This window comes from candidate division KSB1 bacterium (assembly GCA_022566355.1).
Taxonomy (GTDB): Bacteria; Zhuqueibacterota; JdFR-76; order JdFR-76; family DREG01; genus JADFJB01.
The window spans coordinates 1-24,273 of the sequence record JADFJB010000068.1 but is presented as its reverse complement, the minus strand read 5'-3'; the positions used below and the strand labels follow the sequence as shown (position 1 = coordinate 24,273).

Here is a 24,273-nt window from a genome sequence, read left to right as displayed (position 1 = left end):
GTAGCTCGTCTCTGACCTTTATCGTTACGCCTGTGAACTCGAAAACCACCAAGTCCGGGTGCTGCTCGGACCTCGCGAGCCTGCGATGCCGATCGGCATCATCGCCACCGCCTGCCCGTGCGAACAGCTCTCCGGCGAACCCGCGGGCAGCCTCACGTTTGCCACTTCCGGTGGGTCCGGTAACTAAAACAATACCATAAGGTTTATGAAGGATATGTTGAAAATCTTCAATCATGGATTTGTTGATGCCCAATTTGGGAAATTCCAAAATTCCATCTGAGTTGTCCAAGAGACGCATTACAATTTTTTCACCGAATACCGTCGGTAAAGTGGAAACTCTAAAAACAACGACATGACGATCTTGCCTCCAACGAAAACGTCCATCTTGAGGGAGCCTAAGGTTTGCGATATCCAATTGTGAAAGAATTTTTATACGTGATACAATTGCCAACTGCATATTTTTAGGCGGCGCTAAAACCTCATGAAGTATCCCATCAATTCTGTATCTTATGATTAAAGATTTTTCTTTGGGTTCGATATGAATATCACTTGCGCCATCTTTAATCGCTTGCAAAAGAATCATGTTAACCAGTTTGATAACAGGTCCTTCTTCTGCTTGTAATCTTAAACTAAATTCATCGTGTTCAGCAGTTTCTTCATCCTCTTCATTGCTATCAAAATGCTGTTCGGCTTCTTCAAAAGAATCGCCACCCTTGTAGTAGGTTTCTATTGCATCTTCTATATCTTGTTCATGACAAACAACAGACTCAATCTGAAGGTTTGTCATATGAGCAAGGCGATCGATGGCAATTACATCCAGGGGATTGACCATCCCCACAGTTAGTTTTTTTTCTATCTTGAATAATGGGAAGACCCTGTGAGACATCGCAAATTCTCGCGGGACCAAGTCCAATACTTCCGGATCTAATTTGTATTTTTTCAGAGAGACATATTGCACCTCCATCTGATCGCTTATCGCTTTTATCAAAGATTTTTCATCGATGATTCCTAACTCAATCAGACATCGGCCCAATAATTTACCGGTATCTCTATGGTATTTTAATGCCCGTCGTAGATCTTCTTCACTGATTAACCTTTGATCAAGAAGCATATCTCCTAATAAAATATTTTTTTTTGCCAAAACTCCCTATTCCTAACTTATTTGTTCGCGATCCAAAAAGTCTATTAGTTACTAAAATTAAAGGCTGCCAACTTATTGCTTATTAACTCTGCTATTTTCTCTAACAATTCTTTGGCATTATAAGGCTTGGTGAAGTACGCATTTGCGCCAACTTTCTTTCCAATTTCCTTATCATTGGTTTGACTTTTTGCTGTAAGCATAATAATTGGAATTGACTCATACTCTTCATCAAATTTCAATAATCTACAGATAGAAAATCCATCAATCTTCGGCAACATCACATCTAACAAAATTAAATCCGGTTTTAAATTTCTTGACATTTTTAAACCAGCTTCACCATCAGTAGCGGTATAGACATCGTAACCGGCATATTCTAATCTTATTTTAAGAGCGAGTAATGTTTCTCGCACATCATCTACAGCCAAGATTTTTTTCTTTTTCATAATATGATTTCTTTAGTCAATATTGGTTACACGCATTACTTCTTCTATTGTTGTTATCCCTTTAACGCACTTTATTAGTCCGTCTTGTTTTAAGGTCGTCATACCTCCGTCGATGGCTGCGATCCTTAGTTTTTCAGCCGATGCATTTGCTATGATTAGCTCTTTCAATTTATCGTCAACTTTCAGAATTTCATAAATACCCAATCTGCCTTTATAACCACTTTCTTTGCAAGCTATGCAGCCTTCACCTTTGTAGAATTTCAAGTCTTTATTCTGAGAGTCTATGCCAATTCGCTTTAAGAGTGTGGCTCCTGGCTTAAATTCTTTCTTGCATTTGAGACATATTTTTCTTACCAGGCGCTGGCCAATAACACCAATTGTCGCAGTCGCTAGCAGGAAAGATTCGATCCCCATCTCTTCCATTCGTGAGAGTGAGCCAACAGCATCATTGGTATGGAGAGTTGATAAAACCAGATGTCCGGTTAGCGCCGCCTGAACGGCAATACTTGCAGTCTCTGAATCACGAATTTCTCCAACCATTATTATATCCGGATCTTGCCGCAAAATCGCCTTCAAACCGGTTGCAAATGTCATTCCCGCTTTGACATTTACCTGGGATTGTCGGATCATTTTAATTCTATATTCTATAGGATCTTCAACAGTTATAATATTTTTTTCCACTGAATTTAATCTGTTTAATGCGCTGTATAGAGTCGTTGTCTTCCCGCTTCCTGTTGGACCGGTTACAAGAATGATCCCGTACGATTGCGATAAAAAATGCTCAATCCGCTCGATGTTGTCTTTTTCAAATCCCAAATCGTCAATTTTCATCAGTACATTGCTTTTATCCAGAATCCGTAGAACAACATTCTCTCCGTATGAAGTTGGCAGGGTTGATACGCGCAGATCAATTTCACGGTTGTCCAATCCAATGCGAAAACGTCCGTCCTGGGGTACTCTATTTTCCGCAATATCCATTTCGGCGAGGATTTTCAGTCTCGAAATGATAGCAGCTTGCAGTCGCTTTGGCGGGGTGAAGATTTCTCTTAATATCCCATCAACCCTAAAGCGTACCATTACCATATCTTCTTCCGGTTCAATATGAATGTCTGACGCATTATCTCGAACAGCTTGTGCCAGAATCATGTTGACTAATTTAACTACCGGTGCATCTTCGGCCATCTGCCGTAGATCTTCTATGGGACGTATTTCTTCTTCTAATATTTCAGATTCCGCAGATAACGTCTGGATAACTTCATCCATCGATTTCGTTACTTCAGCAGATATTTCGTACTGCTGTTCAATTGCCCGTTTAATGTCACTTTCGCTGGCAATTGCCGGCTCTATTTGTTTACCGGTGAGATGACGGATAGAATCTATCGTACTGATATCTTGAGGATTTGCCATTGCAAGAGTAAGCGTATCCCCAATGAGAAATAGAGGTAAAACCAGATGTTCTTGTGCAATTTTATTCGAAATTAATGCGAGGGACTCTGCTTCAATTTCATAATCTTCGAGGACAATATGTGGAATTTCAAGCTGCTCTGCGAGTGTTTCAATTAGTGCTTTTTCAGTAATATACCCGAATTTTACAAAGATAGAACCTAATTTCTGTTGTGTAAGTCGCTGTTCATTCTGAGCCTTAATTAATTGTTCTTGTGAAATAAAACCTTTTTTGATCAGAATTTCGCCAATTTTCTTTGACTTTAGTTTTAGCATTCGGTCAATAGCACTTTATCGATTTCGCAATAATTTCCAAAACAATCACCAATCTCAAGAGTCTGAGAATAGGATGTAATCAACTCTCGGTACAATTAGTTAACCAGGGAAAATAACTCACTATTGTCTTCAAGAACTTTTTCTAGCTTTTCCTCAAGATTAGCAAGACTTTCCCCATCCAGCCCAAGCTCGTCTAAAGCAAAGGGTTCTGCTTCAGGGAGGCCATAATTGGTAGAAAATCCAAAACCCAACCGGTGGGTAAAATAGTCTGCAATATGAACCAATGAGACAAGCTTGGGTTCACTGCGAATATTGCTTGGTTGATGATGCAATGCAATAGCTTCAACTAAACTGTATGGTAGTTTCCATTTTTCAGCCAGATACTCACCGATCTCATCGTGAGTGCTTCCGATCAGCAATCGTTCACTTTCATAAAATGTTACTCCATTTGTATTCGCATACTCGACAGCTTGCCCAAATTCAGATGCAAAGTAGCGATCAAGAATGAGTTTACCAATATCATGAAGCAATCCGGCGACAAAAGTCTCTTCTTTATGGCCGGTTTTCAATATTCTGTCCAGAGAAGTGCAAACGATTCCACAGCCAATTGAGTGGCGCCAATATTCTTTGAGATCAAATCCATTCACCTTAGTTGAGGAAATAGAATCAAAAACAGATACTGATAAGACAGTGTTTTGTACCGTGGTAAATCCAAGCAATACAACTGCCTGGCGTATAGATGTGACTTGACGGCTGAATCCAAAAAACGAAGAGTTTACCAGTCTAAGTATTTTACTTGTAATAGCTTGATCCATTTCTATGACCTTGGCTACATCAGCAACAGAGACTTTAGGGTCTCTAACAAGTTCAGAAACCTGGGTATAAATTGTTGGCAGGGTTGGCAAATCATCCAAACCATCCAAAACTCTTACCATTTCATCAATATCTACCATTGAAATATCTCCTTAATTTTAAACTCTAATCGCCACTATTAATTTTTCTTGCATTCTTCTAAAAACAGAACATTTACATACTTGTTGACAATTTCTATCAATTTTTTCTGGTCATAAGGTTTAAACACATACTCATTTGCCCCGGTTTGAATTCCAATTGCTGCATCTGATTCTTTAGCCCGAGATGATAACATAACAATGGGTATATGTTTATATTTTTGATCAAATTTCAGTAGCCGACAAACCTTGTACCCATTCATTTTAGGCAACATCACATCCAGGATGATTAAATCAGGATTATCATTTCGGGCTTTGTCAAGACCTTCTTTGCCATCGAATGCCGTCAGTACTTCAAATCCCGAATACTCCAGTCTTATTCTTAATAAATCGACTAATTGAGGATTATCATCAACTACTAAAATTCTTTTTTTTACTTCTTTCACATTAAGCCTTTATTCCTTAATTAAATAATACCCATAGTCCGGAAGTACCAAAGGACAATTTGTTCGCCCAAAAATATATATAGCAAGGTTCCCGCAGCTATGAATGGTCCGAACGGAAGATACGAAGTACGCTCTAGCTTTTTTAGAGCCATTCCTGTCACACTGAAAATACCCGCGATAAAAAATCCAAAAAATAATGCCAGCGCAATCCCTTTAGCGCCAATAAATACTCCAATCATCGCTGCCATTTTTACATCGCCCATTCCCATACTTTCTTTACCAAAAAACATTTTGCCGAGATAAGCTATAACCACCAACAATCCGCCGCCAACTAAAAGACCCAAGCCGATATCAACTATATCAATGTGAATCAGCTGCCAGGAAAGGATTATGCCTACAATCACGCCGGGTAAAGTAATTTTGTTTAGGATTAATTGAAATTCTATGTCAATAAAAGTGATAATAACCAACAATGCTGCTAAAACAAACCATGGGATACTTTCAATTGTAAATCCGAATTTTAAATAGACACTTACAAATAAAAATCCTGTTAACGCCTCAACCAAAGGATAGCGCCAGCTAATTTTGTATCCGCAACTTCTGCATTTTCCATGAAGAATTAAAAAACTAAGTAATGGGATATTATCCCAGGGTTTAATTGCAGATTTGCATTGGCTGCATTGGGATCCGGGCCATATGATAGATTTTTTTCGTGGAAGCCGATAAATACAAACATTGAAAAAGCTTCCGAATATGAGACCAGCTAAAAAAATTGTAACAGCGATTAAAATTGACATTTAAAACCATCCATAATGAATTTATAATCAACAGATGTTCCGGATATGATTTACCCACGAGAACCATTATCTACTCTTCAATTTTATCGGTCTTATGTTCAAAGAAATTAGCTGTTAGTCTATTGGAAAAAAATAATTGAACGACTTAAGGTGGATAAACAATTATTTTAGTAAGCAGAATTTGTATCAAGGGGAGTATAATTTAAACCTTAAACTCAGACTTAATTGTAAAAACCATTTTGTACACCCGGAATCAGGTTCCATAAAGCCCGAGAATCCTTTGAATGATCCCTGTTGTCGATATCCCCTTACTTCCCGGGCAAAATCTAATTCCGACCCCATAACTTTCCAGCGCTTTTCGCTCCTCACGGTCAATCATGTCTAAATTATAATTATCCCCTTTGATATAAATATCCGGCTTTATTTCCCGAATTAGATCCACTGGCGATGGCTCATCAAACAGAATAACAAAATCGACTGACGATAAAGCGAGTAAAACCAGTACCCGTTGATCCTGTGGAATAACCGGTCCGGGTTTACGTTTCCATTTTTTTAAGACGAATCTGAATTGACGCCCACAATCAAATAATCGCCATAGGATTTTGCTTGCTGCAGATAGTGAACGTGTCCGATGTAAAGAATATCAAAGCAACCGTTGGTCCATACCAACTTTTTGCCATCGTCTGCAATCTTATTTCTAATTGGCACAAATTTCTCCAATAAAACATTTTTGTCAGGCATAATTTCGTTTTCCATGGTTGCTTTCTCGATAAATATTCTATATATTGGGAATTCTTTTTTGCGGAATAGAAATTCAAACGGGTAAACAACTATATAATTGTGGAGGATACTATGAGATTGGTTAATAAATATTACGTCTTTTTCTTGATTCCCCTTTTAGGCATGTGTGGTAAAAAAGAAGAGGCCGCAGATACCACTAATGCGTCCAATGCAGAACCTGATCATGTTGTGGTTCAACATATCCTCATTGGATATGATGGCGCACCCCGGTTAAATGTATCCAGAAGTTTAGAGGATGCAAAAACTCTAGCTTACGATATTTTGGAGAGAGCAAAATCGGGAGAAGATTTTGAAGCATTGTCTAAAGAATATTCGGATGACCGACCCCCGGGAATCTATAAACTGGCAAATAATGGCGTTACCCCGGATCAGACAAATGGCGAATATGCCAGGGGAGTTATGGCTAAGAGATTTAGCGATGTAAGTTTTAGTTTAAAAATTAGTGAATTTGGAATTGCCGATCAAGATTCTACGGAAAGCCCTTTTGGTTGGCATATTATCAAACGACTGGAGTAAAATTCAAAGCAATTGGAGTAAAGCTTAATAAAATCCATTTTTTGTAATTGTAAATAAAGCAATTTTTCATTGCTAAGATTTCATTCTTTTCATATTTTCAATAAAACTTAGAAAGGAAATATTTGTGCATAATAGACCGGATTTTTCCAGGAGGATTGAATGACATATATTATTGTTGAAGTCTGCAAAGGAACCTGTGACACTTCATGCGTAGACGTGTGCCCAGTTGATTGTATCTATCCACCCGAAGGTTATACGCTTGAGGATGATGATAAAAAACGAATATTAAAAGACGGTGAAATGCTTTACATTCATCCGGAAGAATGTATCGATTGCGGCGCTTGCGAGCCGGAATGCCCCGTTGAAGCAATCTATCCGGAAGAGGATGTTCCAGAAGATCAAACTTCATATATTGCTGTTAATTACGAGAGATTTGGTTTCGAAGCCCCTAACTGATTACTTAATAAGAATTTACAAAAAAAGCTTTCTTAAAAAAAATAAGGAAGCTTTTTTTTGCTTAATTTGAGTTGGGATTATTCTCAGTCATTAACTTCGCGACTTCTACGGATTTTTCCTCTTTCCGCTCTATTAATTTTTGTATCACCTTTTCATAATTTTTTTGATTGCGGTTTTGGCTTAGCTTAAAATTTGCTTCCATTCGTTCAACTTTTATTTTAAATCCAACAACCCCCAATATTTCCGTTTCTAAAAAGGACTTGGGCAGCGCTTCCAATTGATACTCACCGGATTCATTTTTTTCGTATTTATCTACCTGGTACTTAAGCAGTTCAAGTAACTCCGGTCGGTCTTCAATGATGGCAGGTTTGCCATACACATGCACCGCCGCATAATTCCAGGTGGGAACATTCACATGATCATACCAGCTTGGTGAAATATAAGCATCCGGCCCCAAAAACATTGCCAGAATCGTTTGATTATTTTGAAAGGTGCACCATTGTTTATTCCCCCGGGCCATGTGTCCTTTTATATATTCTCCTTCTTCAGAACAGAAATACTCCAGGGGAAGATGAGATGCTATGGGTTCTCCGTTAACCTGGCTGACAATCGTTGCAAAATTATTTTGTTTAATGAAATTTCGAATAATTTCCGGATTTGTTTCTTTGAAATATTTTGGCGTATACATATTTTCCCTTTTATGCTTTTAATTTAGACCTTACCTTCACTTCTCCATGCAGTGTTCGATGAACCGGGCATTTATCTGCGATTTCCAGGAGCCGCTGTCGTTGCTGATCATCCAGTTCACCTTCAACATCAATTTCCCGTTCAATAACATCGATCTTTCCTTCCTTTGATTCGCAATCCCCGCAATCCGCAGCATGGATCTTAGAATGGTTTAAACGAACGGTTATCGAGTCTAACGGCCATTTTTTATGATCGGCATACATTCTTAAAGTCATTGAGGTGCAAGCGCCCAAAGCGGTTACCAGGTAATCATACGGATTCGGCCCAGTATCTGTACCCCCGTACTTTTCCGGCTCATCGGCAAGCAGCGCATGTTCTCCGGCCTTGACTTCCGTACGAAATCCCGATTCCCCGGTTCGAACGATTACCTGGTTTCCCTCAGCATCGAGGGGTTTACCTGCTCTCTTTGGGATTGAAATATATTTTCTTGCCCAGGCCGCCATGACCGACCCCACATACAAAGAATCAGATGGGTCAGTAAGCATGTGATCCGCTTTATCCAATGAAATAAAGCTTTTGGGATGCATTGCTGCCTGAAAGATCCATGTGGCATTTTCAATGCCAACAATCTTGTCCACAGGCGAATGAAAAATCAACATCGCTTTTCGTATTTTACGAATTGTCTCCTGCATTTTGTGTTGATCCAGATCATCCAGGAATTGCTTCTTGATGTTAAATTTTTTTCCGGCAAGCACTACTTGCGCTTCGCCTTTCTGCTCGATTTCTTCTCGATTACTTTCAAGTAAATGGGCAACATGATTTGGACTGCAAGGTGCGGCAATTGTCACAACCGATTCGGCCGATTCAATCTGTGCAGCTGCCTGCAATATTGCCGCACCACCAAGTGAATGCCCGATCAGGATTTTAGGAGATTGAAACTGCTCTTTCAGGTAATTTGCTGCAGCAACCAAATCCGCTACGTTTGAAGAGAAATTTGTATTAGCGAAATCACCCTCACTTTCCCCCAAACCGGTAAAATCGAACCGAAAAACTGCGATACCTGCCATATTCAAGGCATTGCTGATATTTACCAAAGCTTTCAAGTTTTTGGAACAGGTAAAACAATGGGCAAATAGGGCATAGGCAATCGGCAGGTTGTCGATAGGAAGATCGAGTCTTCCGGAGAGTAGATCACCATTTTTATTCTTGAACGATATCTTTTGAAATTTCATGGATGCCTCTTGAACTTAAAAAGAAAAAATGTAAGCCTATGATTGTTGGGGATCATTTCTGTTCATTATTCACAAGAATTTGTATTTCAGTGTTTAATATCAGTGAATTAGATAGTTATCGTCCAAAAGGAATATCATCAAAGTAACCGGTTGTCAACAAAATATCTTTCAATTTGAAATATGGAAATATGTTGTATTTCCGGATGTAACGGATTGATCAGAATGTTAAATTCATGCTCAACAACAGCAGAAGGGACACGGAGCAGTAACGACTCTTTTTTTGTTGCCCATTTTGTTCCTATTTCAGCTAACATCAAAGGCGCTGGATGTTTTCGCCAGTTATTGGGTAAATCAGAGGTTTTGATTTTTTTTTGAGTTATTCCATCGGGTATTTGAAGAGTCGCCAAACTAAGATTGGTTGGAACAAATGATAGAGGCACATGAACCAGGTATTCAACAGTTGCCAAGGATCTGCTCTCAGAAGCATAAACCATTTTCGTACCATTATGATTCCATCTTCCTCCATAAATACCGGCCCCATTCCCTGACAAACCGTTAATATAACGAGTTTTGACGATTCTGTAGACTTTCATTAAGAGAACACACCATGCTCCATTCGGCCAAGTTCATCTATTACCATATCATTACCAAACCTTGAGTTTAATAGGCTCATTGGTTTATTATTATTTAGAGCTTTGCTGGGTTGCTTCATCCATGCAAGAAATTTATCTCTGTCTTCAAACACTTCAGAGCCCCTGGCTGCGACTTCGGCAATTTGTAGTATATGCTCTGAAACAATTCTATTAAAGGGTTTTCCGGGTGTGTACCTCTGTATCGTTCGCTCAGTAACAGGGAGGAGCTGTGCTATCTGATTAACCGAACAAGCAAAGTATTTTGCCAGATGGATTAGAGCATCTTTCGTCACCCCTTTATTACTTAGCTCAATCAGATCCATTCGGCTTTGTATGTCTTTTTTGAGAACTTTCTTTCCTCCTAACACATTTGCAAGGGCGGATAGATTCATTTTTAGTCTCTCCTGTTAAAGTGAGAATACGACATTTATCCAAAATATAGTGTCAAATTTCTACTTTATCAAGTATAGTCTGATTTCAAGTATTGGATTGCTATTTGATTAACAAAAAAATCCTATCTGGAGGTTGTATAAAATAGCAACTGTAAGAATGCCAACACGAATAGAAGACAAAATAAAAAAATTATACCACCTTTTTAATTCCACCTCAAAAATAGATTCTTTTCCTGGAATTATCCGTATCGTTTTCATATTATCGGCTGCTCAGTACTGCAATATCATCCATCGAAGTTTTGTTAAATCCAAATCGAAAGAAGAGTAGTTCTCTGGCCGATTGTAGAATAATTGATTTTTTGTCTTATTCTGTTGTCATAATAATTTAAGAGATTGGATTAAATTTTCGACTATTTTCATAATTAGTGTCTGAACGAAAACTAGGCATTTGTCATTTCGACGGAGCCCTTCGGCTGCGCTCAGGATAAACTCCGCGAGGAGAAATCTTTTTCATAAAAAGATGCTAACATATTAGAATTATAGAAACTTATAAGATTTCTCGCATTCACTCGAAATGACAATGAGTGGTATGGGCAAAGAGTTTTCGGTCAAACACTAATTAAACCATTGCATAACCCACCATTTTTCTGTATATTGTCCGCCAAAATTATAATCTTAACCTAAGTGGAGGAAGTAATGCGTAACTATTTGATGGAGTTTATTGGCACGATGTTCCTGGTGTTAACCATTGGTTTAGCCGGCGATCCAATAGCCATTGGAGTTGTTTTGATGGTTATGGTATACATGGGCGGGCATATTTCAGGAGGTCATTACAATCCGGCTGTAACATTAGCCGTTTGGATGCGGGGAAAACTGAATGCAAGCCAGGTGCCCGGTTATATGGCTGCTCAAATTTTAGGTGCATTGGTTGCAGCCCTGATCTATTATTTAATCAATAATAACACATTTGCTCCAACTCCCGGCGCCGGTGTGGCAGCCTGGAAAGCTATCCTGCTGGAGTTATTGTTTACATTTGCACTTTGTTCGGTTGTGTTAACTGTTGCCACAACCAAGAAGTTAGAAGGAAATTATATCTATGGACTAGCCATAGGTTTTACAGTGCTGACTGCCGCCATGTCGATAGGATCTATTTCCGGTGGCGCTTTGAATCCTGCTGTAGCCATCGGACCCATGGTTGTGGATGCATTGAATGGCGGTTCTGCAATAGGATCAATATGGATCTATTTAATTGGCCCTCTATTGGGCGGAGCGCTTGCTGCAAGAATTTATTTGTATCTAAATGCCGGAGAGTAGTGCTTATATCGTAATAGAAAACCAACTTTCTATTGCTCTCTGTCAAAATCATTTTAGAAATTACTCAGAAAGTTGGTTTTTAGGGTACAAGAAAAGTTTATAAATTATGAAAAAATATTACACTCCTGTGGAAGCCAGTAAGACTTTGCCATTGGTGAAACGAATCGTATACGACATTCTTGAAATTGGCCAGAGAATTGGAACCTTAAACTTAATGCAAAAAGATGGTGAAGCGGACAATCCGGAAGTTGAAGAGCTTGTCGATAAGCTGAATGGTTATTTAGCAGAATTAGAGCAAATCGGTTGCTATTTCAAAGATTGGAATTTCACAATCGGGCTGGTTGATTTTCCAGCAAAGATCAACGGCAAAGAGGTCTTGTTATGCTGGCGCAGCGATGAAGACAACCTGAAGTATTATCACGATATTGAAGCCGGATTTGCCGGCAGAAAACTAATTCCAAGAGAGTACTTTTCGGAAAGTTGATTTTAAATAGTAATGACAGGATGATCAAGATAAAACCAGATTGTTGTTTATTATTTCTTAAGGTCAGTTTTTGAATAATAAAATTTTCAATGCTGTCTTTTATATTTCTGAGCCTTTATACTATTACAGTTGTAAAACTTTTGTTTTTTATCAAAGTTTAGCACCCCCTCGATACGCAATCATAAAAAAACTATGATTGCTACTCGGGATGCTCGTTTTTAGTTTATTCTCTCCAATTCCGGAAGAACCTAACTAATTTGTTTTCAGCTTTGCTGTGTTATGAAATTAAATTTCAAAAAACTGGGCGGCGGTAAACCTATCATAATCATGCATGGCTTGTTCGGCGCTTCCGATAATTGGCTGACAGTTGGTAAAAAATTAGCAGATCACAATTCTGTCTACTTGCTCGATTTGAGGAACCACGGCCAATCCCCCCATAGTGATGATTTCAGTTTCAATGGTATGGTTGAAGACTTGCTGGAATTTCGGTCTGATCATAATCTCGAGAACATTTCTTTGGTAGGTCATTCTCTTGGTGGCAAGATAGCCATGAAGTACGCTCTTCGTTTCCCGCGCCACTTGGACAAGCTGGTTATTGTTGATATATCCCCTATTGATCGTAATTCATCTAATATCCAGTTTATTGTAAATATCATTCAAGCGATGAAAACATTGGATTTCACAATTATCCAATCACGTAAACAAGCTGATGAGTCGTTAATGCAAGGAATTCCAAATCTTGCAATAAGACAATTTTTACTAAAAAACCTCACCAGGGAAAAAGACAACTCACTTACCTGGAAATTGAATCTGAGCGCAATTGAACAAAATATTCAAATTCTAAGAGAAGGTGTTTTTTCCAAAAAGCCATTTTCAGGGCCAACGCTTTTTCTTCGTGGTGGAAATTCGGACTATATACCATTACAAGATGAAGAATTGATTCCCCAATTATTCCCTGATGCAAAAATTTCCACAATCGCAGGAGCAGGTCATTGGGTACATGCAGATGCTCCTGTTGAGGTAACAAATCAAATCTTGTCTTTTTTATCTAACAAATAATAGATATGGAAAACTGCCAGGCTATGGAAAACTGGCAGGTTTGCTTATTTTACAAGGAAAGCTTTAAACCCTGCGTCTTGAAGATCCCGAGGGTTTTTTGAATTTTACGTCGTGGCTTCTTCTACTTCTTCTTTCTTTTCTTCGATTGTCTTTTCGCTAGGTTTAGCTACCGGAGCTTCTTCTTTCTTCTCTCCAACTTCATCCGGATAGTTGCTGATAATATTATCTTCCATCCACAGGTATTTATCATCCAGGATCTCTTTTACTAGTTTGTATTGCTTTTTATCCGTATTAGACCATAGTGCTTTGAAACTTTGCCGTATTCGTTTTCGAGCATTAGCACAGAAAATATCCGCTAAAATTTCAGCATTTTTAGTGCCTTCTTTTTTCACTTTAATGGCACGGCTAACCGTTGCTGACATTGCAAATAATTCTGCACCAATATCCACTATCCGAAACAGAAAAGCTTGTTTTTTCTGCATTGCTGCTCGGTAAATCAGCATACCGTGAAAAATTTCTCGCGCAAGTTTTCGAGTGGCTCGATGGATAAATCTTATATGTTTCGAGAGTTTACCATATTGACCATGATTCGGCCATCTATCCCAGGCAAACCACAGCTTAGGATACCATTTAATATAAAACTTAACGATCCCGGGGAAAGCGCTCAATTTCTCGCCAATTTTCTTTTTCGGATCGATCATGGCTCCGGCTACCTCAAGATGTTTATCCACAGCCTCTCGAGCGATAAACAGACGCATAATTTCACTCGTGCCTTCAAAGATCATATTGATACGAAAATCTCGAAGTGCTCTTTCAACCGGAATTCCGGGTTCTCCTCTCGCTTTTAGAGAATCTGCTGTTTCATAACCGCGTCCGCTACGGATTTGAAGTGTTTCGTCGATTATTTTCCAGCCAACCTCAGTGTTAAATATTTTAGCGACGGCAGCTTCCAATCGGATATCGAAGTCATTATCCGAAAGCGCCGTGGCTAAATCCGATACCGATTCCATGGCAAATGTATTTGCTGTAATGGTTGTAATCTTTTGGGCAATTGCTTCGTGCTTACCGATAGGCTGACCCCATTGCACCCTGCTTTTTCCCCAGTTTCTGCAAATCTCGATGCATGCCTTTGCTGCTCCAACCGAACATGCCGGGATCGTTAACCTACCGGTATTTAAAGTAATTAACGCTAACTTGAGTCCAGCGCCTCTTTTCCAAAGAAGATTTTCTTTGGGAATTTTAACATCCGTAAATTTTATCACACCATTTTCGAGTGCCCGTAAACCCATAAAATGGCAACGATGGATGACTTCGACGCCTTTCCATTTTGTTTCGACGATAAAAGCGCTCATTTTTCCATCTTCAGTATGGCTAGCCATCACTACCAATAAATCGGCAATCGTACCATTCGTACACCAGAGCTTCTCGCCATTTAAGATATAATACTTTCCGTCCTTAGAATCCTCCACCGAAGTAGACAATTTTGCCGGATCCGAGCCAACATTAGATTCAGTAAGTGCAAACGCAGTCACTTCACCTTTAGCGATCCGAGGGAAGTATTCATTTTTTTGCTTTTCGGTGCCAAATAATTTCAGTGGTTGAGGTACACCAATGGATTGATGCGCCGAAAGTAACGCAGCGAGATTGCCATCTTTGCTAGCAACTAATTTCATGATTTTGTTATATTCCGCCTGGTATAATCCAACACCGCCATACTTGGTCTCGATCTTCATTCCAAAAGCGCCCATTACCGCTAACTTCTTAATATCTTCAGGAGGAATCTTGCCATTGCGATCGATTGCATCTGAATCCACTGCCTTTAAGAAAGAGTACATCTTGTCATAAAATTCCTTAAATTCCGGTCTGTTGATGCCCTTAAGCTCTGGAAATGGATAGATAATATCCATTCGACAATTGCCAAGGAAGGTTTCTTTCAGAAAGCTGGGACGATCCCATTCTTTCTCCCTGGCCTCTTCCGCAACACGACGTGCTTCTTCCTCGGAGGCATGCATTTGTTTAGTCTTTTCTTCCATTTTAAGACTCCTGAGATTGTAAGGTAACTAGAATGCTTTTAGTTTTAGTTGAGTGGAAAGTTATTGTTCTCATAATGTAGGCTGATTTATCCACGAGTAATATAATAATTTAATAACCTTGAAACCAATACCATCTTTTAAAGACTGAAAGATTACAAATATTTAATTGGAGCTAACTACAATATCGTCCAATTTATCAATTTTATTTATTTTTCTAACCCCAAAGATTTTGAACTTAAATTTCGCTTCTTCATTTAAAAAGATCATCGAATTGATTCAGTTGCCAATTCAAGTGGAAGTTTTGTGAATATTTAAACAATTTTAGCCAAGAACCTGAAATATTTTGCCATTATCAAATTCATTTATTACCATATCGCGGATAGATTCTTCAAAATCAATATTATATGACACACAAGTGGAACAAAGCGATACTGATCTAACACTCCTAATCAAAACTTCGGATACAGGCGCTTTCAAGATATTGTATTATCGATATTTTGAGCATCTATTTAGATTTTTAGTGTATAAGACTCGTAACTATGAATTAGCCAAAGACCTGGTTCAGGATATTTTCTATAAGATTTGGAATAATAGAGACTCACTGGATGAAAGTAAATCAATAAAAGCTTATTTATTCCGGTCTGCAAATAATTTAGCAATCGATCATTTACGGAAGGTCACCATTGAAGATGTATATATTCAGAATGCAGAAAAAAACCAAACCGTAATGCCAAATGAACAATTTGACCTTCAGGAAAAAGCGGATGAAGCTATTAAATCACTTCCCGAGCCACTCCAAACAGTCTTTTGCCTAAATCGTTTTGATGGGTTGAAATACACGGAAATCGCCGAAACTTTGGATATATCGGTCAAGACCGTGGAAAGCAGAATGAGCAAAGCCTTGAAAATTCTTCGTATTGAACTCAAATCCTTCCTTGCTTTATTACTCTTTTAATATTTCCCGAAAATTAGGATTCAATTATTAGCTACAGAGGTACACGAATTAACCCCGGAAAGTAGTGCTCCTTAGTGGTCTGTCATAAATTCGGTGACGTATTTTTAAACGGAGCTATTAAAGCTGTAGCCATTTGTTTTTCTCAATTACCCCTCCTAACCTCCCCTTAGCAAGATTTAGCAGAGGAGGAATTTCCCCTCCTTGTTAAGGAGGGGACAGGGGAAGTTTTTATTATGCCTTTTTGATATTGATGAATACAATTTTTATACGTTACAGTAATTATGTTTTTGTATACTCAGTATCAATCTATGTGTATCCGCGGCTTAATTTCCTCTTCAGATAGGGTCATTCATTTTTCATCCGTATTATCCAATGAAAAGAAATGATGCTGAAAAACTTAAGGGCCCAAAGAATGAAGGCATCGGGAAAAAATAATTTAATAGGAATAAAGGAGAACGATTATGAGAAGGACTCATCTATATTCAATGGCTTGTATTGGGGCTCTATTGATTTTTTCAGTTGGCTGTGATAATTCATTCACCGATGGAATAAACGCTTTTGAAGAGGATTCGTTGAATGAGATAAACGCCGCAATATATGAAGCAGCAGTAAATGACGAACTTTCCAAAGTTGCAGATAACGGAACTGATCTGGAAGGTGTGGATGCAATTTTCTCGTTGGGATGGCATCCATTCTACAATCCTATTGAAGAAGAATTGCAAATACGTAGCGATGCCTTCGCAGTAGCATTAAATTCCGATTCTACCCAGGAACGTCGATTACGAGCCGGAAAAGATATGGGAACGGTTACATTGGTGTTTAGCCAGGGAGAATTTGAGCTTAACAAAAGAGAATTACCTAATGGTGGTGTAGTTTACAATATTGGTAAAAAAATGCATGGCCGCAAGGGTGGTTTTAGGTCAGGAGGCCGTGGAGGACCTGAATCAAATAATCAAGGTGGATTTGGACGTGGTAATAGGGGCGGCAATCAAAGAGGCTTAGGATTTGGTTCGGGTAACCTTGGCGGTATGCGGCCAGGTAATCATGAAGGCAATAATGAGCCGGACATCGATATCCCCTTTGTTGCTGGCGACACTTACAGTTTCACTGCCACAGGCTCTGAAGATTTTCCGGCGCTAACAGTATCCATTACTGCACCACAGCAGACTTTGCAAATTACCAGCCCTGCAAATGATAGTGCAATTAATTCAAGTGAGGATCTCAAAGTCTCCTGGGATGGTGGCGCAAGCGAAGGAAAGCTGGTCATTGGACTCATCCCAGTGATCGACAGGGATAATAACCAGGGTTCATTTGGTCGTGGGCCAAGAGGACATAGACGTGGTTCGGGAAACCATGAGCCGCCACCACGCTACGAAATCGAAACCAATACCGGCGAATATACAATCCCGGCAGCGGACATCCAAGCTCTTGCGAGTGATGAAAATGTAACCGGTATTATTGTACAAGTGATGCAAATGATCCAGCAGGAAACCGAACAAGATGAAAAACAATATGTAACAAGTATTCGAACCGGGGACCAGGTTGTGCTGATATTAAATTGAACTTTCGATATTCATAGCTCCCGATCGCCACTTACCGAATTAAATTTCGGGAGTGGCGATTTCTTTGATAAGGATAATATGGAAATCAAACCTCTCAGGTTTTTAGAACCTGAGAGGTTTTTGCTTTGATTTAAATTATTCAAGCGCAGTTCAAGACTGCAAACAAATTAGGGTTTTTCAGCATTAAGTTGTAAAAGCTATCATTGAAGTTGATGCTTAATTGATGGACACCCCCTTCGACGGCATCAGGTCGCTGCTTCGATACGGGGCTGTCAAAAAAGCTCGTGAAGAGTCAGTAACGCGACATTCATGTCGCCGAGCTTGAGGCTAGTTTTTCGACATAAATGTCGAGTTACGTATTATCTATGACCCTTTTTGGAAAGCCCCTACTCAGGATGCTCCTTTTGGAGAGAATAATATTAAAACGAGCATCCCGAGTAGCAATCATAGTTTTTTAATGATTGCGTATCGAGGCAGCGTCCTGAGCCATGTCGAAGGGGGTGCTGAACGATAAAAAAACAAAGTTTTTGAATGTAGCAACAGAATAAATCTTGCTTTTATCAAAACCAGTCGGTAAAATGAACTTACACATATTCAATCAAAAAAATTCAGTTGATCATTGTTGCCCTGGTTTATTTTGACGGAGTTTATCATGAATAAAATTATGATCATTATTGCACTAGCTATTCCTCTTCAACTTCTGATTGGATGTGAATCCAAAAACAATACCGCAGATTTAGTCCTGCTCAATGGCAAAATCGTCACTATGGAGGATGATTATCCGGAAGTTGAGGCTATAGCAATTAGGGGCAAACACATTTTGGCCATAGGGACCGAACAAGAAATCAAACATTACATAACCGATAGAACTGACATCATCGATTTGCAGGGACAGCTTGCAATTCCGGGACTTATTGAGGGTCATGGCCATTTTTTGCGTCTGGGTGAAGTTCTAACTCAATTGGATTTAACGAAAGCCAGAAATTGGCCGGAAATTGTCAAATTGGTTGCTGAAGCAGCGATCAATGCAAACCCTGGCGACTGGATTTTGGGTTGGGGTTGGCACCAGGATAAGTGGGAAAAACCTCCCAGCCCAAATGTAGAAGGTCTGCCGACTCATCATGACTTGAGTAAAGTCAGTCCGAATAATCCTGTTCTGCTGAACCATGTAAGCGGTCATGGCATATTTGTTAATGAAAAAGCCCTTCAACTTGCAGGTATTACTACAACCACTGCAAATCCACCTGGTGGTGAAATTGTTCGAGATGTGAGAAGGTACGCAATTGGCATGTTAAGAGAAACTGCGGCTGAAATGGTTTGGAATTTGGTGGACCAATTCAAAGCAAGTCGTTCTTCTCAGGAAATTGAAGCAGAGTTTAGAAACCAGGTGGCGCTGGCAGCTCGGAACGCAATCGAAAATGGCATCACCAGTTTTCAGGACATGGGTTCCTCATTTGAAACAATCGATAAACTTAAAAAAATGGCAGGAGAAGGAAACCTGCCTATTCGACTCTACCTGGCAATTCAAGAATCTGCGGAAGATTTGGAAGGTAAGCTTCAGCAGTACAGGTTGATCAATCATGGAGATGGATATTTAACTGTTCGGACAATCGGTGAAAAAGTGTTGGATGGCGCTTTGGGAACCCATGGCGGTTGGCTCCTCGAACCATATAGCGATTTGCCAAGAAGTGTAGGATTTAATGTCACACCGGTTGAAGATATTCGGCGATCCGCTGAGCTGGCGATCCAGCATGATTACCAAATGGCGATCCAGGGAATTGGGGATCGGGCAGCTCGTATTTTGTTTGATATTTATGAAGCCGAATTCAAAAAGAACCCGACTAAAAATGATCTGCGCTGGCGCATCGAGCATGCACAGGTGATACATCCTGATGATCTGCCACGCTTTGCTGAATTGGGGGTGATTCCAGGCATTCAAGGGATTTTCGCCTGTTCCGATGGGCCATGGGTATTGGATCGGTTGGGTGAAGAACGAGCCCGGGAACGTAGTTATTTATTTCAGTCAATGATCCAGGCCGGCGCTGTTGTGATGAATGGCACCGATCCCCCGGTAGAAGATATCGACCCTATCGCCAGCTTTCATTGTGCGGTGACGCGTGAACTGCCGGATGGCTCAATCTTTTTCCCGGAACAGCGGATGACCCGGGAACAGGCGCTTAGAGCTTACACCATCAACAACGCGTACGCGGCTTTTGAAGAAGATATTAAGGGTTCCTTGAAGGTGGGGAAACTGGCTGACATCACGGTTCTATCCAAAGATATCATGAAAATTCCTGAAGATGAAATCCGAAGCGCCGAAGTGGTTTATACGATTATTGGCGGGGAAGTGAAATACAGGAAGGCTAAAATGGGGGAAAGCCTGGTTAATTGATTATCCGTCCGGACGGGATCAGGATGACAATTTTTATCATCTTTGGATGCATTCTGCAACAGCCTCTCAAAGAGGGGAGTTATTATTTACATTGAAATGCTAACAAAATAATAGCTATTCATTAACCTGCACTATTCATGAATTTTTGCCACAAAGACTCTAAATCACTAAGAATATTAAAGTTATAAATAAAATTACTATGAACCAATTTTCTGTCAATATAAAAAATCAATCTTTCTTAACCTTTATTTTTTAAAGCTTTGTGTCTTTGAGTCTTGGTGGCTATGAATTATCCAGGTTAATTATTTAATTATTTATGAGTATTATGGATATCCAAAAGACTTTTTGCAGCAGACGAAAGAAAATATTGAAAAAGTTACCAAAGAAGATGTGCGGCGCGTCGCCAACAAATACTTGCAGCCGGACAAAGTGAGGATCCTTGTAGTCGGTAATGTAGAAGATTTCGATGAGCCGTTATCTGTGTTGGGCACTGTCAATGAAATTGATATAACCATTCCAACTCCTAAAGAGGAAATGCCGGAAGCGACCCCTGAATCTTTGGCTAAGGGAATGGAAATCTTCACGAAGACTGTTGCAGCTTGTGGAGGACAAAAAGCATACGCTTCTGTTGAAAATTATGTTGTAGAGGGCAATATGGTTATTTCCACTCCCCAGGGAGAAATGCAAGCGACTTCAACTATGACATTGGTCCCACCGGATAAAATACAAATGGTATTAAATTTACCGTTTGGAGAAATGAAACAAGTTTTAGTCGGAGACAAAGGGTGGATGGTGTCACCGCAAGGTTCAAGGGATATGCCAAAATCACAATTAGATGGAATTAAAGGTAGTCTATTTCGTGACTGGATCGTTTTATTTCGTCTTGGTGAAGCTGATGGCATAACTTCTCAGTATTTGGGTTCCGGCGATGTCGATGGTAAAGCTGCGGAAATATTGCTTGTGAAAGATCAAAACGATAATACCACCAAGCTATATGTGGATGCCAGCACCTTCAAACCGCTTAAACAAGTTTATAACGGTACCACAATGATGGGCAGCCCGGCGGAATTCGAAGAGTTCTATCTGGAAATAAAGGATGTAAATGGTATGCTGTTGCCAGGGAAAATATTGGTTAATACGAATGGTGAGAAATTTATGGAGATGACATATACCAGTACTAAAATTAACCAGGAAATTGATCCGGCCATATTTCAAAAAATTAAAGAATAAGTATCACAGGTAATTTTCTCTAATAGATTATATGATTAATTATCAATAGGAATGACCAGTTGAAAAATTGTTGTAAATGATTTCAGCAAAATAAGGGAGAAAAAGAATTCAAAAGTCCCCTCTCGAGAATCTCAAGAGGCTGCGTCCTGAGCCTGACGAAGGGGGATTTAGTGGTGTGTCGGCTAATAAATAATTTATCAAAATCTTACAGTTTATCCAAAAATGAATTAATACAAAATGGATCAAAATTAAAAACTAAGAAGGTAATTGATGATATGTCATTTAGTATTGAAAAAGGAAAAAACATAGGAATAATAGGTAAAAACGGAAGTGGTAAAACAACACTGCTCAGACTAATTGCGGGAATTTTAAAGGGGGACAAAGGAACAATTTTTACAAAAGGAAAGATCGGTCCACTTCTTCAAATTGTGGCAGGTAGTAGTGAGGAGCTAAGTGTAAAAGAAAACATAGTACTTCAAGGAGTACTACTTGGAGTTAGTAAACACACTATAACAGACAAAGTTTCTGAGATTTTGAAATTTGCAGAATTAGAAGAATACGTCAACACAAAAATGAAGCATCTATCAAGTGGCATGAAAGTAAGAGTAATGTTTTCAACTGCAATGTCCATGAATCCAGATTTATTGTTAGTGGATGAAGTGATTTCAGTAGGCGATATTGCGTTTAGGCAAAAAAGTTATGACGCTTTTTTATCATTTAAAGAAAAAAACAAAACTATAATTTTTGTCTCACATAATTTATCAGTAGTAGAAAAAATATGTGATGAGGTAATAATGATAGATAAAGGAAAAGTTTTAATTAAAGGAAAAATAAAAAAACTATTAAAAAATATTGACTTAAAATCTGTAAAGGTATTATTTGAGAACTCTATATTAGAGTTACCTAGTGAACTAAAGAATTTTGGTTTTTCATTGCATGATAATCATTCCTTATCAATTGCTTATAAACCTAGCGCGATTTCCATAGAGAAAATTTTAAATATTTTAATGAAAACCATACTTTTCTATAGTAAGGATTATAATTTATGTTTGAGCCTTTTAGTTTATTTACAGAACAAATTTAACGTTATTACAACAACTGACTTTGATATATTAGATAAAATTACTTCTGCTATTAAACCTAATTTATTGTTCTTAGATTCTGACCCGGATGCTAAAGTTGAAAACTTTTGTGAGAATTTTAGCACAAATAATAATTCCATCCCTGTAATTATTACATATGTTTATAAATCAAGCCTAAAGACAATTGATAAAATTATTAGAGAAAATGTACATTCTGTTTTTTACAAGCCGTACGACCTGGACGAAATTTCTGAAAAAGTTTCATCTTTGCTAACCACTTAATATTTATTCTAAATCCTAGCAAAATTTAATTATAAAAATAATTTCAAACATCAAAAAATAAATTGTGTGTATTGAGTTATAAAGATTATTATTTAATTAAAAAATATTTTTTATGCCATTCAACTGTTAAACGTAATCCATCTTCAACAGAAGTTTGAGGAATGTAATTAAGAATTTTTTTTGCTTTTTCAATATTTCCATAAGTATCTTTTACATCACCTTGTCTTGGTTTCTGATATTCAATAGAGGGATTAATTCCAGTGAGAGATACTAACTGTTCCAGAATGTAATTCATTGTAACTGTTCTACCACTAGACAGATTAAAAACATCACCAGACACAGTATCATTTTCAGCAGCTTGAATAGTTCCATTTACAATATCATTTACAAATGTCATATCTCTTGTTTGATTTCCATCACCAAAAACTATTATTTTTTTATTATTAAATAACGAATCAATCCATTTGAATACAGCCATATCAGGTCTACCTTTTGGTCCATAAACTGTATGATAACGTAATGAAACAGTGTTTAGATCATACAGCTCATGAAAAATCCTACAATAATTTTCAGCGGTTAATTTTGAAACGCCATAGATCGAAATAGGCACTTTTGGGTGATTCTCATCAACTGGAGTATATTGAGGATTACCATAAACTGATGATGATGAAGCATTAACAATTTTTTTAACATTATTTTTTACTGATGCTTGTAATATATTCAAGGTGCCCTCAATATTAATTCTGTTTGTAATTGTAGGATTTTCTAATGAATAACGTACACCTGGTTGAGCAGCAATATGAAAAATAATATCTACTCCTTTAGTTGCTTGGACCAAACCATCAAAATGTAGAATATCATCTTTAATCAATTTGAATTTAGGGCTTGAGCAAAAAGCATCTACATTAGTCTCTTTGCCTTTATAATAATCAGAAAAATTGTCATATCCAAGTACATTACAATCCATTTCCAGAAGAGCTTCAACTAATGTGGAGCCAATAAAACCAGCAGCACCAGTGACCAAAATTTGTGAGTTTTTAAGATTCAACAAAGTCTTTTAAAAACTGAATTAAATTAACCTTTCAATCGTAAATTATTCCATGATGAATTTTTTATTAATAAACGGAAAACATGATTTAATTGAAAAAATTAAGAAATAAAGAGAGGAAATGTAAATGAAAGAATTTTCAATTAAAGTACTTCATGTAGCAAGACGTTTCATAAGTGATGATCTATCAGAATTAAAAATAGGATATGACCTTATTCATTTTCAATCAATGTCAGAATTTATGATAGAAAATGCTGTAATTTTTCAATCAAAGGAAAAACATCATAAATTTATTAAAATTAAAAATTTAAGCGTATTTTTAGTTCCAAGTTTAGTAAGTTTATTTTTTAGTATAATAAAAAATGGAAAAAATTTTGACTTGATTGTAGCACAAAATCCTTTCGTTGCAGGGTTGTTATGTGTGATTGCAGGTAAAATTATCAATAAACCTGTTTTGATAAGCATACATGGTTATGAATTTACAGTAGGAAAAATACAATCTTTGATGAAAAAATTTGTTTGTTTAAAAGCTACAAAAATCAGAGCAAATAGCAACATAGTAAAAGAAACGATAATTAAATGGGGTATCAAACCAGAAAAAATCAAGATTGTTGAAGATA

The 24,273-nt window shown here is 38.1% G+C and carries 25 protein-coding genes; 11 read left to right on the top strand and 14 right to left on the bottom strand.

The window, feature by feature from the left end; genetic code table 11:
- The 8 genes from tadA to IIC38_12555 all read right to left on the bottom strand — a co-directional run.
- Positions 1 to 1,141 (bottom strand): Flp pilus assembly complex ATPase component TadA (gene tadA / locus IIC38_12590; protein ID MCH8126782.1); only part of this gene is annotated, 1,141 nt, incomplete at its 3' end.
- Between the two features lie 44 nt (positions 1,142 to 1,185).
- Positions 1,186 to 1,584 (bottom strand): response regulator, encoded by a 399-nt coding sequence (locus IIC38_12585; protein ID MCH8126781.1) that lies wholly within the window; start codon positions 1,582 to 1,584, stop codon positions 1,186 to 1,188.
- A 12-nt stretch (positions 1,585 to 1,596) separates the two neighbouring features.
- Positions 1,597 to 3,303 carry a type II secretion system ATPase GspE gene (gene gspE / locus IIC38_12580; GenBank protein ID MCH8126780.1) on the bottom strand — a complete coding sequence of 569 codons (1,707 nt, stop codon included), beginning with the start codon at positions 3,301 to 3,303 and terminating at the stop codon, positions 1,597 to 1,599.
- Between the two features lie 95 nt (positions 3,304 to 3,398).
- The gene (locus IIC38_12575; protein ID MCH8126779.1) at positions 3,399 to 4,256 is read right to left on the bottom strand and encodes an HDOD domain-containing protein; all 858 of its coding nucleotides are present in this window, start codon (positions 4,254 to 4,256) and stop codon (positions 3,399 to 3,401) included.
- Positions 4,257 to 4,294: 38 nt separating this feature from the next.
- Positions 4,295 to 4,699, bottom strand: a complete 405-nt coding sequence (locus IIC38_12570; GenBank protein ID MCH8126778.1) for a response regulator — start codon at positions 4,697 to 4,699, stop codon at positions 4,295 to 4,297.
- A 20-nt stretch (positions 4,700 to 4,719) separates the two neighbouring features.
- On the bottom strand, positions 4,720 to 5,496 hold the full coding sequence (locus tag IIC38_12565; GenBank protein MCH8126777.1) for a prepilin peptidase: 777 nt from the start codon (positions 5,494 to 5,496) through the stop codon (positions 4,720 to 4,722).
- Between the two features lie 253 nt (positions 5,497 to 5,749).
- Positions 5,750 to 5,938 carry a hypothetical protein gene (locus IIC38_12560; protein MCH8126776.1) on the bottom strand — a complete coding sequence of 63 codons (189 nt, stop codon included), beginning with the start codon at positions 5,936 to 5,938 and terminating at the stop codon, positions 5,750 to 5,752.
- Between the two features lie 110 nt (positions 5,939 to 6,048).
- Entirely contained in the window at positions 6,049 to 6,252 is a 204-nt protein-coding gene (locus tag IIC38_12555) for an adenylyltransferase/cytidyltransferase family protein (protein ID MCH8126775.1), read from the bottom strand.
- 96 nt (positions 6,253 to 6,348) lie between these two features.
- Here IIC38_12555 and IIC38_12550 point away from each other — a divergent pair, with 96 nt between their 5' ends.
- Together IIC38_12550 and IIC38_12545 are read left to right on the top strand one after the other, a co-directional pair.
- Entirely contained in the window at positions 6,349 to 6,813 is a 465-nt protein-coding gene (locus IIC38_12550; GenBank protein MCH8126774.1) for a peptidylprolyl isomerase, read from the top strand.
- 159 nt (positions 6,814 to 6,972) lie between these two features.
- Complete coding sequence (locus IIC38_12545) at positions 6,973 to 7,269, top strand: ferredoxin family protein (protein ID MCH8126773.1); 297 nt, start codon at positions 6,973 to 6,975, stop codon at positions 7,267 to 7,269.
- 61 nt (positions 7,270 to 7,330) lie between these two features.
- Here the strand turns inward: IIC38_12545 and IIC38_12540 are convergent, their stop codons facing one another.
- The 4 genes from IIC38_12540 to IIC38_12525 form a co-directional block, all read right to left on the bottom strand.
- Positions 7,331 to 7,957 (bottom strand): FMN-binding negative transcriptional regulator, encoded by a 627-nt coding sequence (locus IIC38_12540; protein MCH8126772.1) that lies wholly within the window; start codon positions 7,955 to 7,957, stop codon positions 7,331 to 7,333.
- A 10-nt stretch (positions 7,958 to 7,967) separates the two neighbouring features.
- Complete coding sequence (locus tag IIC38_12535) at positions 7,968 to 9,188, bottom strand: OsmC family protein (GenBank protein ID MCH8126771.1); 1,221 nt, start codon at positions 9,186 to 9,188, stop codon at positions 7,968 to 7,970.
- A 137-nt stretch (positions 9,189 to 9,325) separates the two neighbouring features.
- Complete coding sequence (locus IIC38_12530; GenBank protein ID MCH8126770.1) at positions 9,326 to 9,781, bottom strand: RES family NAD+ phosphorylase; 456 nt, start codon at positions 9,779 to 9,781, stop codon at positions 9,326 to 9,328.
- Positions 9,781 to 10,212, bottom strand: a complete 432-nt coding sequence (locus IIC38_12525) for a DUF2384 domain-containing protein (protein ID MCH8126769.1) — start codon at positions 10,210 to 10,212, stop codon at positions 9,781 to 9,783. Before IIC38_12525 ends, IIC38_12530 begins: the two co-directional genes overlap by 1 nt.
- A 696-nt stretch (positions 10,213 to 10,908) precedes the next feature.
- Between IIC38_12525 and IIC38_12520 the strand changes: the two genes are divergently transcribed.
- The 3 genes from IIC38_12520 (at position 10,909) to IIC38_12510 (ending at position 13,069) form a co-directional block, all read left to right on the top strand.
- Complete coding sequence (locus IIC38_12520) at positions 10,909 to 11,526, top strand: aquaporin (protein MCH8126768.1); 618 nt, start codon at positions 10,909 to 10,911, stop codon at positions 11,524 to 11,526.
- Between the two features lie 106 nt (positions 11,527 to 11,632).
- Positions 11,633 to 12,010, top strand: a complete 378-nt coding sequence (locus IIC38_12515) for a DUF2203 domain-containing protein (protein MCH8126767.1) — start codon at positions 11,633 to 11,635, stop codon at positions 12,008 to 12,010.
- 279 nt (positions 12,011 to 12,289) lie between these two features.
- On the top strand, positions 12,290 to 13,069 hold the full coding sequence (locus tag IIC38_12510; GenBank protein MCH8126766.1) for an alpha/beta fold hydrolase: 780 nt from the start codon (positions 12,290 to 12,292) through the stop codon (positions 13,067 to 13,069).
- A 104-nt stretch (positions 13,070 to 13,173) separates the two neighbouring features.
- Here the strand turns inward: IIC38_12510 and IIC38_12505 are convergent, their stop codons facing one another.
- Positions 13,174 to 15,102, bottom strand: coding sequence for an acyl-CoA dehydrogenase family protein (locus tag IIC38_12505; protein MCH8126765.1), 1,929 nt, complete (start codon positions 15,100 to 15,102; stop codon positions 13,174 to 13,176).
- A gap of 343 nt (positions 15,103 to 15,445) precedes the next feature.
- On the opposite strand from IIC38_12505, the gene IIC38_12500 reads away from it, so the two are divergent.
- From IIC38_12500 to IIC38_12480, 5 genes are all read left to right on the top strand, one after another.
- A complete protein-coding gene (locus IIC38_12500) occupies positions 15,446 to 16,057 on the top strand; it encodes an RNA polymerase sigma-70 factor (protein ID MCH8126764.1) in 612 nt (203 codons plus the stop codon).
- 461 nt (positions 16,058 to 16,518) lie between these two features.
- Positions 16,519 to 17,619: a hypothetical protein gene (locus IIC38_12495; protein MCH8126763.1), complete on the top strand. Its 1,101-nt coding sequence runs from the start codon at positions 16,519 to 16,521 to the stop codon at positions 17,617 to 17,619.
- 664 nt (positions 17,620 to 18,283) lie between these two features.
- Entirely contained in the window at positions 18,284 to 20,011 is a 1,728-nt protein-coding gene (locus tag IIC38_12490; protein ID MCH8126762.1) for an amidohydrolase, read from the top strand.
- Positions 20,012 to 20,356: 345 nt separating this feature from the next.
- Entirely contained in the window at positions 20,357 to 21,241 is an 885-nt protein-coding gene (locus IIC38_12485) for a hypothetical protein (GenBank protein ID MCH8126761.1), read from the top strand.
- Positions 21,242 to 21,411: 170 nt separating this feature from the next.
- Positions 21,412 to 22,605, top strand: coding sequence for an ABC transporter ATP-binding protein (locus IIC38_12480; protein ID MCH8126760.1), 1,194 nt, complete (start codon positions 21,412 to 21,414; stop codon positions 22,603 to 22,605).
- 88 nt (positions 22,606 to 22,693) lie between these two features.
- Here the strand turns inward: IIC38_12480 and IIC38_12475 are convergent, their stop codons facing one another.
- Entirely contained in the window at positions 22,694 to 23,653 is a 960-nt protein-coding gene (locus IIC38_12475; protein MCH8126759.1) for a GDP-mannose 4,6-dehydratase, read from the bottom strand.
- Between the two features lie 127 nt (positions 23,654 to 23,780).
- Here IIC38_12475 and IIC38_12470 point away from each other — a divergent pair.
- On the top strand, positions 23,781 to 24,273 hold a 493-nt coding region (locus tag IIC38_12470; protein ID MCH8126758.1), incomplete at its 3' end, for a glycosyltransferase.

Coding starts and splice junctions, on each gene's coding strand:
- IIC38_12585 (MCH8126781.1), bottom strand. CDS start 1,584: ATGAAAAAGAAAAAAATCTTGGCTGTAGATGATGTGCGAGAAACATTA.
- IIC38_12535 (MCH8126771.1), bottom strand. CDS start 9,188: ATGAAATTTCAAAAGATATCGTTCAAGAATAAAAATGGTGATCTACTC.
- IIC38_12550 (MCH8126774.1), top strand. CDS start 6,349: ATGAGATTGGTTAATAAATATTACGTCTTTTTCTTGATTCCCCTTTTA.
- IIC38_12545 (MCH8126773.1), top strand. CDS start 6,973: ATGACATATATTATTGTTGAAGTCTGCAAAGGAACCTGTGACACTTCA.
- IIC38_12490 (MCH8126762.1), top strand. CDS start 18,284: ATGATCATTATTGCACTAGCTATTCCTCTTCAACTTCTGATTGGATGT.
- IIC38_12530 (MCH8126770.1), bottom strand. CDS start 9,781: ATGAAAGTCTACAGAATCGTCAAAACTCGTTATATTAACGGTTTGTCA.
- IIC38_12505 (MCH8126765.1), bottom strand. CDS start 15,102: ATGGAAGAAAAGACTAAACAAATGCATGCCTCCGAGGAAGAAGCACGT.
- IIC38_12575 (MCH8126779.1), bottom strand. CDS start 4,256: ATGGTAGATATTGATGAAATGGTAAGAGTTTTGGATGGTTTGGATGAT.
- IIC38_12495 (MCH8126763.1), top strand. CDS start 16,519: ATGAGAAGGACTCATCTATATTCAATGGCTTGTATTGGGGCTCTATTG.
- IIC38_12540 (MCH8126772.1), bottom strand. CDS start 7,957: ATGTATACGCCAAAATATTTCAAAGAAACAAATCCGGAAATTATTCGA.
- IIC38_12525 (MCH8126769.1), bottom strand. CDS start 10,212: ATGAATCTATCCGCCCTTGCAAATGTGTTAGGAGGAAAGAAAGTTCTC.
- IIC38_12565 (MCH8126777.1), bottom strand. CDS start 5,496: ATGTCAATTTTAATCGCTGTTACAATTTTTTTAGCTGGTCTCATATTC.
- IIC38_12555 (MCH8126775.1), bottom strand. CDS start 6,252: ATGGAAAACGAAATTATGCCTGACAAAAATGTTTTATTGGAGAAATTT.
- IIC38_12520 (MCH8126768.1), top strand. CDS start 10,909: ATGCGTAACTATTTGATGGAGTTTATTGGCACGATGTTCCTGGTGTTA.
- IIC38_12515 (MCH8126767.1), top strand. CDS start 11,633: ATGAAAAAATATTACACTCCTGTGGAAGCCAGTAAGACTTTGCCATTG.
- IIC38_12510 (MCH8126766.1), top strand. CDS start 12,290: ATGAAATTAAATTTCAAAAAACTGGGCGGCGGTAAACCTATCATAATC.
- gspE (MCH8126780.1), bottom strand. CDS start 3,303: ATGCTAAAACTAAAGTCAAAGAAAATTGGCGAAATTCTGATCAAAAAA.